The sequence below is a fragment of the Leucobacter shiyiweii genome, assembly GCF_052446065.1.
Taxonomy (GTDB): Bacteria; Actinomycetota; Actinomycetes; order Actinomycetales; family Microbacteriaceae; genus Leucobacter.
The window spans coordinates 742,171-757,650 of sequence record NZ_CM127080.1; the positions used below are offsets into that span (position 1 = coordinate 742,171).

At 57.9% G+C, this 15,480-nt stretch carries 11 protein-coding genes and 2 rRNA genes; 12 read left to right on the forward strand and 1 reads right to left on the reverse strand.

Going from position 1 to position 15,480, the window contains the following annotated elements; all coding sequences use genetic code 11:
• Positions 1 to 342 precede the first annotated feature (342 nt).
• The 8 genes from ACTNFJ_RS03555 (at position 343) to mnhG (ending at position 10,054) form a co-directional block, all read left to right on the forward strand.
• Positions 343 to 3,453: ribosomal RNA gene (locus tag ACTNFJ_RS03555) — 23S ribosomal RNA — on the forward strand.
• Positions 3,454 to 3,599: 146 nt separating this feature from the next.
• A 5S ribosomal RNA gene (rrf, locus tag ACTNFJ_RS03560) occupies positions 3,600 to 3,716 on the forward strand.
• Positions 3,717 to 3,815: 99 nt separating this feature from the next.
• Positions 3,816 to 6,710 carry a Na+/H+ antiporter subunit A gene (locus ACTNFJ_RS03565; protein WP_435907002.1) on the forward strand — a complete coding sequence of 965 codons (2,895 nt, stop codon included), beginning with the start codon at positions 3,816 to 3,818 and terminating at the stop codon, positions 6,708 to 6,710.
• Positions 6,707 to 7,159 carry a Na(+)/H(+) antiporter subunit C gene (locus ACTNFJ_RS03570; protein ID WP_435907001.1) on the forward strand — a complete coding sequence of 151 codons (453 nt, stop codon included), beginning with the start codon at positions 6,707 to 6,709 and terminating at the stop codon, positions 7,157 to 7,159. Before ACTNFJ_RS03565 ends, ACTNFJ_RS03570 begins: the two co-directional genes overlap by 4 nt.
• Positions 7,156 to 8,856, forward strand: coding sequence for a Na+/H+ antiporter subunit D (locus ACTNFJ_RS03575; protein ID WP_435907000.1), 1,701 nt, complete (start codon positions 7,156 to 7,158; stop codon positions 8,854 to 8,856). Before ACTNFJ_RS03570 ends, ACTNFJ_RS03575 begins: the two co-directional genes overlap by 4 nt.
• Positions 8,846 to 9,391, forward strand: a complete 546-nt coding sequence (locus tag ACTNFJ_RS03580) for a Na+/H+ antiporter subunit E (RefSeq protein WP_435906999.1) — start codon at positions 8,846 to 8,848, stop codon at positions 9,389 to 9,391. The genes ACTNFJ_RS03575 and ACTNFJ_RS03580 overlap by 11 nt, the downstream gene beginning before the upstream one ends.
• Positions 9,388 to 9,699 carry an MrpF/PhaF family protein gene (locus tag ACTNFJ_RS03585; RefSeq protein ID WP_435906998.1) on the forward strand — a complete coding sequence of 104 codons (312 nt, stop codon included), beginning with the start codon at positions 9,388 to 9,390 and terminating at the stop codon, positions 9,697 to 9,699. Before ACTNFJ_RS03580 ends, ACTNFJ_RS03585 begins: the two co-directional genes overlap by 4 nt.
• Positions 9,692 to 10,054, forward strand: a complete 363-nt coding sequence (gene mnhG, locus ACTNFJ_RS03590) for a monovalent cation/H(+) antiporter subunit G (RefSeq protein WP_435906997.1) — start codon at positions 9,692 to 9,694, stop codon at positions 10,052 to 10,054. Before ACTNFJ_RS03585 ends, mnhG begins: the two co-directional genes overlap by 8 nt.
• Before the next feature lie 61 nt (positions 10,055 to 10,115).
• Here the strand turns inward: mnhG and aceB are convergent, their stop codons facing one another.
• On the reverse strand, positions 10,116 to 11,765 hold the full coding sequence (aceB, locus tag ACTNFJ_RS03595) for a malate synthase A (protein WP_435906996.1): 1,650 nt from the start codon (positions 11,763 to 11,765) through the stop codon (positions 10,116 to 10,118).
• 164 nt (positions 11,766 to 11,929) lie between these two features.
• Between aceB and ACTNFJ_RS03600 the strand changes: the two genes are divergently transcribed.
• The 4 genes from ACTNFJ_RS03600 (at position 11,930) to ACTNFJ_RS03615 (ending at position 15,452) form a co-directional block, all read left to right on the forward strand.
• Positions 11,930 to 13,489, forward strand: coding sequence for a helix-turn-helix domain-containing protein (locus tag ACTNFJ_RS03600; RefSeq protein WP_435906995.1), 1,560 nt, complete (start codon positions 11,930 to 11,932; stop codon positions 13,487 to 13,489).
• Between the two features lie 139 nt (positions 13,490 to 13,628).
• Positions 13,629 to 14,105: an FHA domain-containing protein gene (locus tag ACTNFJ_RS03605; RefSeq protein WP_435906994.1), complete on the forward strand. Its 477-nt coding sequence runs from the start codon at positions 13,629 to 13,631 to the stop codon at positions 14,103 to 14,105.
• A 7-nt stretch (positions 14,106 to 14,112) separates the two neighbouring features.
• Entirely contained in the window at positions 14,113 to 14,787 is a 675-nt protein-coding gene (gene ftsR / locus ACTNFJ_RS03610; protein ID WP_435906993.1) for a transcriptional regulator FtsR, read from the forward strand.
• A gap of 104 nt (positions 14,788 to 14,891) precedes the next feature.
• On the forward strand, positions 14,892 to 15,452 hold the full coding sequence (locus ACTNFJ_RS03615) for a MerR family transcriptional regulator (protein ID WP_435906992.1): 561 nt from the start codon (positions 14,892 to 14,894) through the stop codon (positions 15,450 to 15,452).
• Positions 15,453 to 15,480: the final 28 nt, after the last annotated feature.

The window sequence follows — 15,480 nt, forward strand, 5'->3', positions numbered from 1 at the left end:
TGGAACATTTGATAACAGGGTGTCTGCTGGTGTGGTGGGGGTAGTACGCGAATCTTCGGGTTTGTTGGAACTTTCTGTCATGGTGGTGGGTGTCCGTTTTGTGCACATTATTGGGTCCTGGAGGCCCAGACTGTTTGCGCTCCTTTTTGGGGTGTGGGTGGGCTGGTCTTCTGACTCTTCGCTGTGAGACGTGTTGCTCATGGTGGGGGGATCGACCGTACGTTGAGAACTACACAGTGGACGCGAGCATCTTTGAAACACAATGTGTTTCATTTATAAGGTCTGAGCGTGTGGATTGCCCTTTTGGGGTGGTGTGCGCGTTTATTCTCTTTACTTATGTGATTTCAAGTTTTAAAGAGCAAACGGTGGATGCCTTGGCATCTGGAGCCGAAGAAGGACGTAGTAATCTGCGATAAGCCTCGGGGAGTTGATAAACGAGCCGTGATCCGAGGATTTCCGAATGGGGAAACCCCGCCAGGGCGCGTGCGTGCCTGGTGACTCCCGCCTGAATATATAGGGCGGGTAGAGGGAACGTGGGGAAGTGAAACATCTCAGTACCCACAGGAAGAGAAAACAATAGTGATTCCGGGAGTAGTGGCGAGCGAAACTGGATCAGGCTAAACCGGTCATGTGTGATACCCGGCAGGGGTTGCATGGTCGGGGTTGTGGGACATGCCTGGAGATTCTGCCGAGTCTTCGACGTGAGCGTCAAGTTATAGAGGAACAGCTTGGAATGGCTGATCGGAGAGGGTGAGAATCCCGTACTCGAAATGGCTTGGCCGCGTGGTGTGTATCCCAAGTAGCACGGGGCCCGAGAAATCCCGTGTGAATCTGTCAGGACCACCTGATAAGCCTAAATACTTCCAGATGACCGATAGCGGACTAGTACCGTGAGGGAAAGGTGAAAAGTACCCCGGGAGGGGAGTGAAATAGTACCTGAAACCGTTTGCTTACAATCCGTTGGAGCAGCCTTGTTGCTGTGACAGCGTGCCTTTTGAAGAATGAGCCTGCGAGTTAGCGGCATGTGGCGAGGTTAACCCGTGTGGGGAAGCCGTAGCGAAAGCGAGTCTGAATAGGGCGATTCAGTCGCGTGTCCTAGACCCGAAGCGAAGTGATCTATCCATGGCCAGGTTGAAGCGACGGTAAGACGTCGTGGAGGACCGAACCCACTTAGGTTGAAAACTGAGGGGATGAGCTGTGGATAGGGGTGAAAGGCCAATCAAACTTCGTGATAGCTGGTTCTCTCCGAAATGCATTTAGGTGCAGCGTTGCGTGTTTCTTACTGGAGGTAGAGCTACTGGATGGCCGATGGGCCCTACAAGGTTACTGACGTCAGCTAAACTCCGAATGCCGGTAAGTGAGAGCGCAGCAGTGAGACTGTGGGGGATAAGCTTCATAGTCGAGAGGGAAACAACCCAGATCGCCAACTAAGGTCCCAAAGCGCGTGCTAAGTGGAAAAGGATGTGGAGTTGCTGTGACAACCAGGAGGTTGGCTTAGAAGCAGCCACCCTTGAAAGAGTGCGTAATAGCTCACTGGTCAAGTGATTCCGCGCCGACAATGTAACGGGGCTCAAGCACGCCACCGAAGTTGCGGCATTCAGCGTATAGACAAGCCTTCGTGGTTCAGTCCGTTGGATGGGTAGGAGAGCGTCGTGTGGGCAGTGAAGCGGCGGAGTGATCCAGCCGTGGAGCCCACACGAGTGAGAATGCAGGCATGAGTAGCGAAAGACGGGTGAGAAACCCGTCCTCCGGAAGACCAAGGGTTCCAGGGTCAAGCTAATCTGCCCTGGGTAAGTCGGGACCTAAGGCGAGGCCGACAGGCGTAGTCGATGGACAACGGGTTGATATTCCCGTACCGGCGAAAAACCGTCAAACGCTGATCCATGAGTGCTAAGTATGTGAAGTCTGGTTTGATCCTTCGGGTGATTTCTGGGTGGAGTGTACGAACCCGAATTGGTGAGGTGAGCGTATTAACAGGTGTGACGCAGGAAGGTAGCTGGTCCCGGGCGATGGTTGTCCCGGGCTAAGCATGTAGCCCGAACCGTAGGCAAATCCGCGGTTCATTGAGGGTGAGATGTGATGGGGACCCGTAAGGGGAAGTCAGTGATCCTATGCTGCCAAGAAAAGCATCGGCGCGAGGTTTTAGCCGCCCGTACCCCAAACCGACACAGGTGGTCAGGTAGAGAATACTAAGGAGATCGAGAGAATCATGGTGAAGGAACTCGGCAAAATGCCCCCGTAACTTCGGGAGAAGGGGGGCCATCCACTTATACGGATTTACTCCGGAAAGGGTGTGGTGGCCGCAGAGACCAGTGGGAAGCGACTGTTTACTAAAAACACAGGTCCGTGCTAACAAGCAATTGGATGTATACGGACTGACGCCTGCCCGGTGCTGGAAGGTTAAGAGGAGAGGTCAACCCTTCGGGGTGAAGCTTTGAATTTAAGCCCCAGTAAACGGCGGTGGTAACTATAACCATCCTAAGGTAGCGAAATTCCTTGTCGGGTAAGTTCCGACCTGCACGAATGGCGTAACGACTTCCCAGCTGTCTCCACCATGAACTCGGCGAAATTGCACTACGAGTAAAGATGCTCGTTACGCGCAGAAGGACGGAAAGACCCCGTGACCTTTACTACAGCTTGGTATTGGTGTTCGGTGTGGCTTGTGTAGGATAGGTGGGAGACTGTGAAGCAGGGACGCTAGTTCTTGTGGAGTCATTGTTGAAATACCACTCTGGTCATATTGGATATCTAACTACGGACCCTGATCGGGTTCTGGGACAGTGCCTGGTGGGTAGTTTAACTGGGGCGGTTGCCTCCTAAAGAGTAACGGAGGCGCCCAAAGGTTCCCTCAACCTGGTTGGCAATCAGGTGGCGAGTGTAAGTGCACAAGGGAGCTTGACTGTGAGACTGACAGGTCGAGCAGGGACGAAAGTCGGGACTAGTGATCCGGCAGTGGCTTGTGGAAGCGCTGTCGCTCAACGGATAAAAGGTACCTCGGGGATAACAGGCTGATCTTGCCCAAGAGTCCATATCGACGGCATGGTTTGGCACCTCGATGTCGGCTCGTCGCATCCTGGGGCTGGAGTAGGTCCCAAGGGTTGGGCTGTTCGCCCATTAAAGCGGTACGCGAGCTGGGTTTAGAACGTCGTGAGACAGTTCGGTCCCTATCCTCTGCGCGCGTTGGAAATTTGAGAGGATCTGACCCTAGTACGAGAGGACCGGGTTGGACGGACCTCTGGTGTGCCAGTTGTTCTGCCAAGGGCATGGCTGGTTGGCTACGTTCGGGATGGATAACCGCTGAAAGCATCTAAGCGGGAAGCCGGCCTCGAGATGAGATTTCCGTCACCCTTGTGGTGGTGAGGCTCCCAGGAGATTACTGGGTTGATAGGCCAGATGTGGAAGCACTGTAAGGTGTGGAGCTGACTGGTACTAATAAGCCGATGGCTTGATAATCATTTATACATGGGTATGTGTTGAATGTAGTCCTTCTAACGATGTTTCGCGTCCGCTTTGTGGTTCTTGACGTACGGCCACGACTTGCTGCTTGTGCCTTCTTTTGTGGGGGTGTGGGTGGGTGGGTTTTGGTATGTCAATAGTGTTACGGTGGTTATAGCGTCAGGGAAACGCCCGGTTACATTCCGAACCCGGAAGCTAAGGCTGACTGCGCCGATGGTACTGCACTCGGGAGGGTGTGGGAGAGTAGGACACCGCCGGACCTCTTCATAAGGAGGCTGGTCTCAATAATGAGACCAGCCTCTTTTTTTTTGTATTTCTTACTCCGGTAGACTTACTTCGATCGCTAAAGGAGGAAGCGCATGGGTGTGATGGCAACCGCGCTTTTTGCTCTTTCCATCACCGCACTCATCGCCTATCCAATAATCCGCCGATTCCACAGCAACGGTTTTGTGATCGTCGCTCTGGTCCCTGCTGGCTTGTTTCTGGCTTTCATCAGCCAAGCTGGCGATGTCCTAGCAGGCGATGTTCTTGTCGAGTCGGTCTCCTGGATCCCGCAGCTTTCACTCAATCTGGTCTTTCGACTAGACGCCCTTTCGTTTATGTTCGCGCTGCTCGTTACGGGGGCTGGCGCCCTCATACTCGTATACTGTCGCAACTACTTCGAAGACTCAGAGGACGGTCTCGCGCGGTTTGGCGCCGTGTTTGTGGGCTTCACTGTATCGATGCTCGGGCTTGTGCTCTCCGACAACGTATATCTGCTTTTCATCTTCTGGGAAGCCACCACAGTCTTCTCCTTCCTGCTGATCGGCCACTCCCAGCGGCAGCGAACTGCGCGGTCCGCCGCGCTCCAGGCACTTATTGTGACGACGCTTGGGGGGCTAGCGATGCTCGTTGGCCTCGTGATCCTGTCGGTTGGCGCCGGGACCGCGAATCTGTCTGAGATTGTCGCGTCTCCCCCCAAAGGTGTGGCTGCGACGGTCGCCGTCTTTCTGCTTCTCGTGGGTGCGCTCTCAAAGTCTGCAATCTTCCCGTTTCATTTCTGGTTGCCCGGCGCAATGGCCGCGCCTACCCCGGTGAGCGCCTATCTTCACGCAGCAGCGATGGTCAAGGCGGGGGTCTACCTCATCGCGCGGATTGGCCCGGGTTTCGGGGAGGTTCCTGGCTACCGTGAGACGCTCGTAATTTTGGGCGCCATTACTATGCTGAATGGCGGCATCCGGGCTCTTCGCCAGTTCGACATCAAACTCATCGTCGCGCACGGAACCGTCAGCCAGCTGGGTTTCCTCGTTATGATTTTCGGGCTTGCCTCTCCACTCAGCGATTTCGCCGGTCTGGCGCTGCTCTTCGCCCATGCGGTTGCGAAGGCGCCCCTGTTTCTTGCAGTGGGAATCATCGATCACGGGGCGGGTACGCGCGATCTTCGCAAACTCAGCGGTTTGGGTCGACAGGTCCCGGCGCTCACTGCGATCACCGTGGTCTCCGCGGCGTCGATGGTGGGGCTTCCGCCGTTCATAGGATTCGTGGCGAAAGAAGCTGTCTTTACCGAGCTGATCGTGCTCACGCAGACCGCTCCGATCGCCTGGCTGGCGCTCATTGTTTCGGTCGTCGGCAGCATACTCACGGTCGCCTACATGGGGCGCTTCCTCTGGGGCGCCTTCGCGACGAAACGAGCCGTTGACGCTTGCACCCTCGTGCATCGCGAGTCCCCGAGTATTCTTTTTGCCCCGATGGTCTTTGCTGTGATCGCACTCGGCTCGGGTGTCGCAGCGCCTTTGCTCGATCCGTGGCTTCAGCTCGCGATTCAGCCGTCTTCCGTGGTCCCGGAGCATCTCGCTCTGTGGCACGGATTCACCCCGGCGCTCGGGGTATCGACACTCGTAATCGCTTTGGGTGTGGGTCTGACCTTCATGGTGACTCGACTCGCTCTGCGATTTACGGGGGTGCCCGAGCGCTTCTCTGGATCACACATTTATTGGCTTTTCACCCACTGGATCGACGTTTTCGCGATCAGGCTCACCTCGCTCACGCAGCGTGGGTCACTACCGTTTTACCTTTCTGTGATTCTCATCGTTCTTGTAGGCGCTCTCGCGGTGCCCTTGATCGTCACAGCTCCCTGGCCCGGGAATCTGGACTGGGCTACATCGCCTGCTCAGATTTCCATTGCGATGGTGATGATTCTCGCCACACTTTTCGCGGTCCGCGCCCGTACACGCTTTCAGGCAGTCGTTCTCGTTGGAGTCACCGGATACGGCATGGCATCGATCTTCATGTTGCACGGTGCACCTGACTTGGCGTTGACCCAGGCGCTCGTGGAGACGGTTACGCTGATCGCTTTTGTGCTGGTCATCCGGCGCCTCCCTCAGCACATCGGGGTGCGAGCTTCCCGCGCCAAGCATTGGGTGCGTGCGGTCATTGGGGTGGCAGTGGGTCTTACCCTCGGCGCGGTCGCGCTCGTTGCGATGGGCGCAAGAATTGCGGAGCCAATTTCCCTGCAGTTCCCCGAGCTAGCATATGCCGGAGGACATGGGTCCAATGTCGTGAATGTAACCCTTGTCGATATTCGTGGATGGGACACCCTGGGGGAGCTCTCGGTAGTTCTTGCCGCGGCTACTGGAGTCGCCTCACTCGTTTTTGTGAAGACCCGGATAGACATTTTGCCGAAGCTCAGTCGCCGTGCCGCCCGAATTCGGGTGAGGGACTATTTGAAGCGGGTCGATGATCCTCACGACTCGGCGCAGCGGAGCACATGGTTGTTGGCGGGCAAAGACCTCGATCCGTCACGGCGGTCCATTATTCTCGAGGTCGTCGTTAGAGTGATCTTTCACGCGCTTATCCTGCTCTCGTTCTACCTGCTCCTGACCGGTCATAACACACCTGGTGGCGGATTTGCGGGTGGGCTCGTGGCAGGCCTTGCCCTCGTTGCGCGTTACCTCACAGGTGGTCGCGCCGAGCTCGGGGCTACTGTCCCTGTTGATGCCGGTCGAATTCTCGGCGCTGGTCTTGCACTCGCCACTACTATGGCGATCCTGCCCATCTTCTTTGGGCAGGCGGCATTGGCCTCTTCTTGGATTGATCTTGACCTCGGCCCTCTCGGCATTCTTCCTCTTGTCACTTCGACGCTCTTCGACGTGGGGGTGTATCTCGTGGTCTTCGGTCTCATCCTTGACGTGCTCCGGAGTCTCGGAGCCGAGGTGGATCGGCAGGAAGAGTCAGAAAGTGAGCCGGCTCAGGCAGGGCGAGGTGATCAGCGATGACTATGCCCCTCGTTCTCGTCCTGGTAATGGTGGTGCTATACGCCGGCGGAGTGTATCTTCTGCTTGATCGCTCACTCACGAGGATCTTGCTGGGTTTTCTCCTCGTGGGCAACGCGACGAACCTATTGCTTTTCCTCTCCTCGGGTGGTTTCGGTGTTGCGCCAATCGTTGGCACCGCCGATGCGGAAGATATGAGCGACCCGCTTCCGCAAGCCCTCACCCTGACTGCGATTGTGATTACCTTCGGCGTGAGCGCCTTCATGCTGGCCCTGATCTATCGTTCGTGGCGACTCTCTCGACAAGATGAGGAAGATTCGGTGCGGGTTGAAGAGCAGGAACTGGGGCTTGCAGAGGCAGATGACTTCACGACAGAAGAAGTCACCGATGTTGATCTCGCTGAGACTCAAGAATTCGAAAAGAAGGAAAATGAAGTGGGGGAGGAGCGATGAATGCGTGGGTTCCCTTCGTCGTGCTCATTCCCCTGGGCTGCGCAGCTTTGACACTTGCTCTTCCCGGGCGTCGCCGCGCTCAGCAGGCGATTACAGTTGGCGCCCTCATCGCCATGCTTGCCGTGAGTCTCGTCCTGATGTGGGCCGTGGACTCCGGAGGGCCCCTGGTCATGCAGGTAGGAGGCTGGGCGGCCCCCTATGGCATCTCTCTCGTTGTCGACCGACTCTCTGCACTCATGCTTGTGGTGTCGGCGACTGTGCTGCTCGCGGTGCTCTTGTTTTCGCTTGGTCAAGGTCTGGCAGATGGCGACGAGGACACTCCGGTATCGATCTATTACCCGACCTACTTGGTTCTCGGCGCTGGTGTTTGCAACGCATTTATCGCGGGTGATCTTTTCAATCTCTATGTTGGTTTCGAGATTCTTCTCGTTGCCAGCTATGTGCTCATCACCCTGGGTGGAACCGCGCCCCGCATACGTGCTGGTGTGACCTACGTGGTGGTTTCACTGGTGTCCTCTATCCTCTTCCTTGCTGGTATCGGAGTGATTTACGCGGCAACGGGCACCGTCAACCTGGCACAACTCACCATCCGTATTGCAGAGTTGCCGAGCGAGGTCCAGCTCATACTCAACCTGCTACTCCTCATTGCCTTTGGAATCAAAGCGGCAATCTTTCCACTTGCGTTTTGGCTTCCTGACTCCTATCCGACGGCACCAGCCCCGGTCACTGCGGTATTCGCCGGATTACTCACGAAGGTCGGCGTCTATGCCATCATTCGGAGCCAGACCCAACTTTTCCCGCAGTCGAGCGTAGACAATCTGCTGTTGGTTATTGCTGGGCTCACGTTGATAGTTGGAATACTGGGAGCAGTGTCTCAACTCGACATCAAGCGACTTCTTTCATTCACGCTGATCAGCCACATCGGGTACATGATCTTTGGGATAGGAATGGCCACTGCGGCCGGGTTTGGTGCGACCATCTACTACATCGCCCATCACATCATCGTGCAGACGACCCTCTTCCTCGCGGTCGGCCTGATCGAACGGCAGGGTGGATCCACGTCGTTGACCTCGCTCGGTGGCTTGCTCCGTGCTGCGCCGGTAATTGCCATATTGTTCTTCATCCCGATGCTCAATCTCGGCGGCATACCTCCGTTTTCAGGCTTCATCGGCAAGCTTGGTCTATTTGAGGCGGGCGCGGAGTTGGCCACCCCAGGGACCTATTGGCTCATGGGGGTAGGGGCTCTGGTATCACTCCTCACGCTGTACGCGCTAGCGCGAGTATGGAGCTTAGCTTTCTGGCGCACACGGTCGGCGGCTCTCGGGGAGCCCGTAGCTGTGCCGTCGACGTCTACTGAGGCACTGATGCTCAGGGACCGAGAAGATGCACTTCTCGACCGGTTGCACGATGCTCCCGATGCGATTCCTCGTCAGGAACAGCGACAGATCCCGGGTCTCATGGTGGGTGCCACCACCGGCATGGTGGCGGTCAGCGTGGTGCTGACGCTTTTCGCCGGGCCACTCTACGCATACTCTGAACGTGCAGGTGAGATGCTCACCCAACCCGCGGAGATTGCTCGCCTCGTCCTCGAGCCGAGCGAGGATTCTCGGCTCGGCGGAGGCAGTGGTCGCACCGAGCTTCCGGGGGGCAGTGACGCTGACTCTGAGCAGCTGGATGAGGTGGACAATGGGTCGTGAGGCGAGGCGTCGGGAACGGCTGCTCACGCTGAGCGAGCTTCCGTTGCTTATTGGATTGGTGCTCACCTGGGTTGCACTGTGGCATGAAGTGAGCCTCATGTCGGTTCTCAGTGGGATAGTCGTTGCGCTTTTCGCCCTGCGACTTTTCTACTTACCGCCGGTGCTCATTGCTGCCCGCTTCAATGTTTGGTGGGCACTCCGCTACGTGCTGTACTTCTTTTGGCATCTCGCGATTGCTTCGGTGCAGGTTGCCTGGCTCACATTTCGGCCCGGGCCGCCACCCAAGACATCGATCGTCGCGGTACGATTGCGGACTAAATCCGATTTCATCCTGACGATGGTGGGACTCACCGCCTCCCTTATTCCGGGTTCTCTCATCGTAGAAGTCGATCGATACGGCTCCACGTTGTACCTCCATGTTCTGAATACTCCGACAGCCCGCGAAACGCAGCACGCCGTACAAGCGGCTCTGGAGATCGAAGAGCTTCTGATTCGTGCAATCGGCTCGAAGCGAGATCTGAAGGAGCTGTCATGACTGTGCTGTCCAGCATTGCAGTGGCGTTTGCCGTTGCTGGCCTGACCTTAACCGCGCTCTTCACCGTGATCCGCATTGTGCGCGGGCCCACGATCCTCGATCGAATGATCGCATCAGACGTGCTACTCACCACGCTAATACTCGCGGTCGGAACCGACATGGTGCTACGGAATCACGTCGACGGGATACCGCTGATGACCGCAATTGCGGCCACCGCGGTGCTCGCCACGATTGCGGTCGCACGCTATGTTAAGCGACGCACGCGGACCACCCTTCCAGTGGGGCCAGGGGAGGTGCCCAATGATTGAGCAGGTCATGGATGCTTTAGCGCTCGTATGCGTAATCGCGGCTACCGGGTTCTCTGTGGCAGCCGGGGTCGGACTCCTGCGTTTTCCGGATGCGCTAAGTAGGCTGCACGCGGCCACAAAGCCTCAGGTTTTTGGCCTGCTCCTGATCATCACGGCGATCGCGTTGGATCAGCGTTCCTGGGTGACCTTGCTTTCACTGATCCCGGTTTTTGTCTTCCAGTCGCTGACCGCTCCGGTTGCCGCGCATATGGTCGGCAGAGCTTCCTACCGAACCGGGCAGTACGACACCGAAAGCCTGGTCGTTGATGAGTTGGGCCCGGCAATCGATCGCGCGAATGCAGGGAAAGATCAGTAACACCCGCACGTCTGGGCTCGACCAAACTCGCGGGTGTTACTGAACTCTGCTCGTGTCGTGTTTACGCGTCTACAAGGTATCGGCTGTAGGCCGGCAGGGTGAGGAAGGTGGGGAATTGATCTCCCAGCGCCACCTCTTCGAAAAGTTCGATTGCGTCGTCGAAACGATCGCCCGCGAAGCGATCAAAGCTCTGGGCCGTCTCGCGCACGATCTGCTCAACCCACTGCTTGGTGATGCGCGTCCCGTCGGCGGTCGACTGATCCTGATGGATCCACTGCCAGATCTGTGAACGACTGATCTCAGCGGTAGCCGCGTCTTCCATGAGGTTGTCAATTGCCACGGCTCCTAGCCCGCGCAACCAAGCCTCGATGTAACGCAGACCGATTGAGACGTTGTCACGAACCCCAGCTTCGGTGATCTCGCGACCGATGTGCACATTGAGGAGCTGTGCGGCGGTCACGTGCACATCGTCGCGCTGGCGATCGACCTGGTTCGGTCGGTCTCCGAGCACGGCATCAAACTCGGCCTGTGCCACTGGAATCAGGTCCGGGTGCGCCACCCAGGTGCCGTCGAAACCGTCCGAAGCCTCACGGCGCTTATCTGCGCGAACTTTCTCTTCTGCACGCGTCGTGACCTCAGGGTCACGCCGATTAGGAATGAACGCACTCATTCCGCCGATTGCGTGAGCACCACGCTTGTGGCAGGTCTGCACAAGCAGCTCGGTGTAGGCCCGCATGAAGGGGACTGTCATGGTCACTTCGCTGCGATCAGGCATGACGAACCGGGCACCACGACCTCGATAATTCTTGATGATTGAGAATATGTAGTCCCATCGTCCAGCGTTCAGTCCAGCGATGTGATCCTTCATCACGTAGAGGATCTCGTCCATTTCGAACGCCGCGGGGAGCGTCTCGATCAATACGGTGGCGCGAATGGTGCCGTGATCAAGGCCGAGCGCACGCTCGGTGAAGGTGAAGATGTCATCCCACAGCTTCGCTTCCTCGCTCGATTCCAGCTTCGCGATGTAAAAGTACGGTCCACGTCCACGCTCAACGAGTTCGCGAGCGTTGTGGAATGCGTACAGGCCAAAGTCGACGAGGCTGCCGGACGCGGCGCCTGCCTGCCCGTGCGCGTCAACGAAGCGGATGTGCTTCTCAACAAGGTGCCACCCGCGTGGGCGCATCACAATGGTTGGCGTCCGCTCGGCCGTCACTCGGTATTCTCTGCCCTCGGCGCTCGTGAAGGTCAACTGATCTCGAATTGCGTCGAACAGCGAGATCTGTCCTCCGATCACGTTCGTCCACGTTGGGCTAGTCGCGTCCTCTTGATCGGCGAGCCACACGCGCGCACCTGAGTTGAGCGCGTTGATGGTCATCTTGGGATCTGTGGGTCCAGTGATTTCGACGCGACGGTCCTCCAGCCCTGGTCCCGGCCCCGCAACCCTCCAGGCCGAGTCTTCCCGAATCGCACGCGTATCATCGCGAAACTTCGGGTCGCGTCCGTTGCCTATCTCGAATCGGCGCCGCTGACGATCTGCCAGACGATCGTGGCGAGCCCCGGCGAAACGATGGTGAAGCTCGGTAAGAAACTGTAGCGCCTCTGCGGTGAGGATCTCTTCACCTCGGGGGATCGGTCGTCCGAGCACCTCAATGCGGGGCCCGGTGTTTGTTGAGGTGCGTTCTGAGTGCGCTGTGGCCTGCAAGGTAGTCATGATCTGTGTCCTTTGACGTGCGAATCTGGGTGTGAACCAGCGGGCGATTCATCGGTGTGGTTCCATCATGTGGCCTCAGGTCGGGGTAGATCGCGTCCAGCTCGGGGTGAACTTTCCCAGTATTTTCGTTTGGTGAAAGAATCAGGATCTGGCACCATGGAGTGATGAACTCCAGCAATCTCGCGACTAGCGACCAGCGGCGCACCGCGGTCCACCGCGGCACAGCGGGACCTGCCGCAGGAATTCGTGATTCCGGGCGACAGGCCGTTCCAGCCGTCGTTGCAGCTCCCGAAGAAGAAGCCGCAGATGCGTTGACGCTCGGGCGGCGGGTTCGTGAACGACGGACCCAGCTCGGTCTGAAGCTTGAGCAACTTGCGGCGGCGATTGAACGTGCCCCCTCGCAGGTTTCAGCCATCGAAAATGGGAAACGAGAGCCGAGTCTGCCAATTCTTCGTGCACTGGCTCTGGCGCTTGATTGTTCGGTCGACGAGCTGCTGATGGACGAGGCTCCGAGCGAGCGAGCCGCCCTTGAAATATCGGTAGAGCGGGCGCAGCGAGGTTCGGTGTTCCAATCGCTGGGCATTCAGCCGATCCGGGTGTCAAAGACCACTCCCGACGACACGCTCAAAGCCGTCCTGGGATTGCACCAGGAAGTCGAGCGTCTCCATCGCGAGCGTGCCGCAACTCCCGAGGAAGCGAGGCGCGCAAACACGGAACTGCGGGCGGAAATGCGGGTGCGCGGAAACTTTTATTCCGAGCTTGAAGCCGAGGCCAAGCAGCTGCTTGAAGGAGTCGGCTATATCGGCGGCCCGGTCTCTCAGCAACTGATATCGAGTATTGCCGAAAAGCTGGGATTTACGCTGCACTACGTGGGCGATCTGCCGCACTCGACCCGTTCCGTGATTGATCAGCGGAACCATCGGATTTATCTGAGCTCGAAGCTGCCCTCTCGCGACGCCCGGGCCCCGATCGTTCGTGCACTCGCAAGTCTTGTGTGCGGTCACGAGGAACCGCGAAGTTACGGTGAATTCTTGCGCCAGCGCGTGGAGGCCAACTATCTTGCCGGCGCAGTATTGCTGCCCGAAAAGAGCGCGGTGAGCCATCTGCGTGAAGCCAAAAAGTTGCGCCAGGTTTCGATGGAGGACCTGCGCGATGCATTCGGAGTCTCCTATGAAATGGCGGCGCACAGGTTCACGAATCTTGCCACTCAACACCTAGACATGGACGTGCATTTTATGAAGGTGCACGAATCAGGCACTCTCATCAAGGCGTATGAGAACGATGGGGTGCGGTTCCCATCGGATGCCTTGGGGAATTTTGAAGGTGCCACGGTGTGCCGAAACTGGACGGCACGCACGGTATTCAGTCAACCCGATCTCTTCAATCCCTGGTATCAGTACACGGATATGGCGGCTGGAGGCACCTACTGGTGTACTTCCCGGGTGGAAAAAGCGAAGGAAGGTCAGTACTCGGTAAGCGTTGGGGTGCCCTTTGAGGCGGTGAAGTGGTTTCGGGGTCGCGAGACGCCGCACCGAAGCCAATCGTTCTGCCCTGATGAACGCTGCTGTCGTCGTGCCTCGGACGAACTCAGTCGCAAATGGGAGGCGGCAGCGTGGCCCGAGGCGGCCACACCGACAAGCCTTCTGGCGGCACTGCCGACCGGCACCTTCCCCGGCGTGGATTCCCATGAGGTGTACGCCTTCTTGGAGTCTCACGAGACCTAGAGTCCCTCTCCGGGCAATGGTATTTCAAGGTCTGTTCTCCCGACGCGCCAACCCGCCGAGATTGAGATGCGCCCGCGCTCGAGCTGCGATAGCGTAGTGAGATAAGGCTGAAAGGCTGGCGGGAGGCGATTAGCCGGAGGTGAGTGACGACGTGAATGCCGAGGATCAGGCACACCAGCATGACCAAACCGAGGTGCGATCGACTGAGCAGTTTCGCGACGATGTGAGCGCCATGGTGCGGGCTCGTACCACCGATTTGAGCGTGGGCGAGCAGGAGGCAGTGCAGGCACTCCCTTCGGGTGCTGCGTTGCTCGTCGTGCGGCGCGGAGCGAACCTGGGAGCTCGGTTTCTTCTGGATCAAGCGACGACGGTTGCAGGTAGACATCCCGAGGTCGACATCTTTCTCGACGACGTCACGGTCTCGCGCAAGCATGCAGAGTTTCACCGTGACGGGGTGAGGTTCCGCGTCCACGACTTGGGGTCGCTGAACGGCACGTACGTTGACGGTCGCCGCATAGAAGGCGACAGCACGTTGGAAGACGGGGTCGAAGTGCAGGTGGGCAAGTTCAAGTTCACTTTCTTCGCCTCGCGGTTCGATCTTCCATACCAGGGGTAGCGTGCCAATGAAGTCCGTCCGAGCCCACGACAGTACAGGGCTCCTCAGCATCGGTCACGTGCTTGAGCGCCTACAGAACGACTTTGGTGATCTCAGTCCGTCAAAACTGCGCTTCCTGGAGGAGCGAGGCCTCATTTCTCCTGAGCGCACTAAATCGGGATATCGTAAGTTTTCGCAGGCCCACGTCGAGCGACTCAGACTGATCTTGACGCTTCAGAAGGAACACTATCTCCCGCTAAAGGTCATTGCCGAGGTATTGGAAGAAGTCGACCAGGGCAGAGACCCGGTCATCCCAGGTGCGGCACCTCGCAGCGCTTCCAGCATCCTTCGACCGCAGCGGCTGCTCTCTCGAGACGAACTTCAGCGATTGACGGGAGCCTCGGCGAGATTCCTGGGAGATGCGATCGCTGCGGGTCTTCTTCCTGCAGCCGATGTGTTTCCGCACGAATCTGTAGCTGAGTTGAGCGCACTCCTCCGCCTTGCGGAGCGTGGGATCACTCCGCGTCATCTGCGTGCAATGCGCGTTGCAGCGGAGCGTGATGCGGAGCTTATTGCTCATTCCCTTGAGTCTCGCGGCATGAGAAGTGACAGCCCCGATGGCTCGGAGGGGGCGCTCGAGCTGTCGGAGCTCATGGAGACCGTGCGCGCAGGGGTTTTGCACCGCAGCCTGAGTCGACGATAAAGACGACACACCCCAAGTTCAGGTGCGTTGGTCGTTGCACCGGGGCATCTCCCTAGATACCGTTAAAGAACCACGCGCACGTTGCGCTGCCTGAGAGGACTGCGATGGAGAATTTGGTTTCGACGCCGCCAGGATCGACCACTTCCGCCACGCTGTTTGATGACGGCCTACCCCAGCCCAACAAGGATGGCGGGTTCAAGGGTGCAGTTGCCGCGCGCGCCGCGGGTATCAGCTATCGCCAGCTTGACTATTGGGCGCGCACTGGATTGGTTGAGCCAACGGTGCAGAGCGCGAGCGGATCCGGGTCACAGCGCCTCTATGGATTCCGAGACATCCTGGTTCTTAAACTGGTCAAGCGTCTTCTTGACACGGGGATCTCGTTGCAGCAGATTCGCACCGCAGTCAGTCAGCTCAACGAGGCTGGGGTGCACGACCTCGCGCAGACAACACTCATGAGCGACGGAGCCAGCGTGTACCTATGCACCTCTAACGACGAAGTGATCGACCTCGTCAGCCGTGGTCAAGGCGTCTTCGGGATTGCCGTCGGCAAGGTGCTGCGCGAGGTGGAAACCTCGCTCGTGGATATGGACGAGCATCGTTCGTCCTCACTCGAGGAATCAGGCGATGAGCTCTCCGCTCGACGGGAAGCCCGAAAGATTTCCTAAAACGACCCGGCGGAGTTTCTATCTGTGG

Excerpts from the sequence above, each read along its gene's own strand:
- ACTNFJ_RS03565 (WP_435907002.1), top strand. The coding sequence starts at position 3,816 with ATGGGTGTGATGGCAACCGCGCTTTTTGCTCTTTCCATCACCGCACTC.
- ACTNFJ_RS03570 (WP_435907001.1), top strand. The coding sequence starts at position 6,707 with ATGACTATGCCCCTCGTTCTCGTCCTGGTAATGGTGGTGCTATACGCC.
- ACTNFJ_RS03575 (WP_435907000.1), top strand. The coding sequence starts at position 7,156 with ATGAATGCGTGGGTTCCCTTCGTCGTGCTCATTCCCCTGGGCTGCGCA.
- ACTNFJ_RS03580 (WP_435906999.1), top strand. The coding sequence starts at position 8,846 with ATGGGTCGTGAGGCGAGGCGTCGGGAACGGCTGCTCACGCTGAGCGAG.
- ACTNFJ_RS03585 (WP_435906998.1), top strand. The coding sequence starts at position 9,388 with ATGACTGTGCTGTCCAGCATTGCAGTGGCGTTTGCCGTTGCTGGCCTG.
- mnhG (WP_435906997.1), top strand. The coding sequence starts at position 9,692 with ATGATTGAGCAGGTCATGGATGCTTTAGCGCTCGTATGCGTAATCGCG.
- aceB (WP_435906996.1), bottom strand. The coding sequence starts at position 11,765 with ATGACTACCTTGCAGGCCACAGCGCACTCAGAACGCACCTCAACAAAC.
- ACTNFJ_RS03600 (WP_435906995.1), top strand. The coding sequence starts at position 11,930 with ATGAACTCCAGCAATCTCGCGACTAGCGACCAGCGGCGCACCGCGGTC.
- ftsR (WP_435906993.1), top strand. The coding sequence starts at position 14,113 with ATGAAGTCCGTCCGAGCCCACGACAGTACAGGGCTCCTCAGCATCGGT.
- ACTNFJ_RS03615 (WP_435906992.1), top strand. The coding sequence starts at position 14,892 with ATGGAGAATTTGGTTTCGACGCCGCCAGGATCGACCACTTCCGCCACG.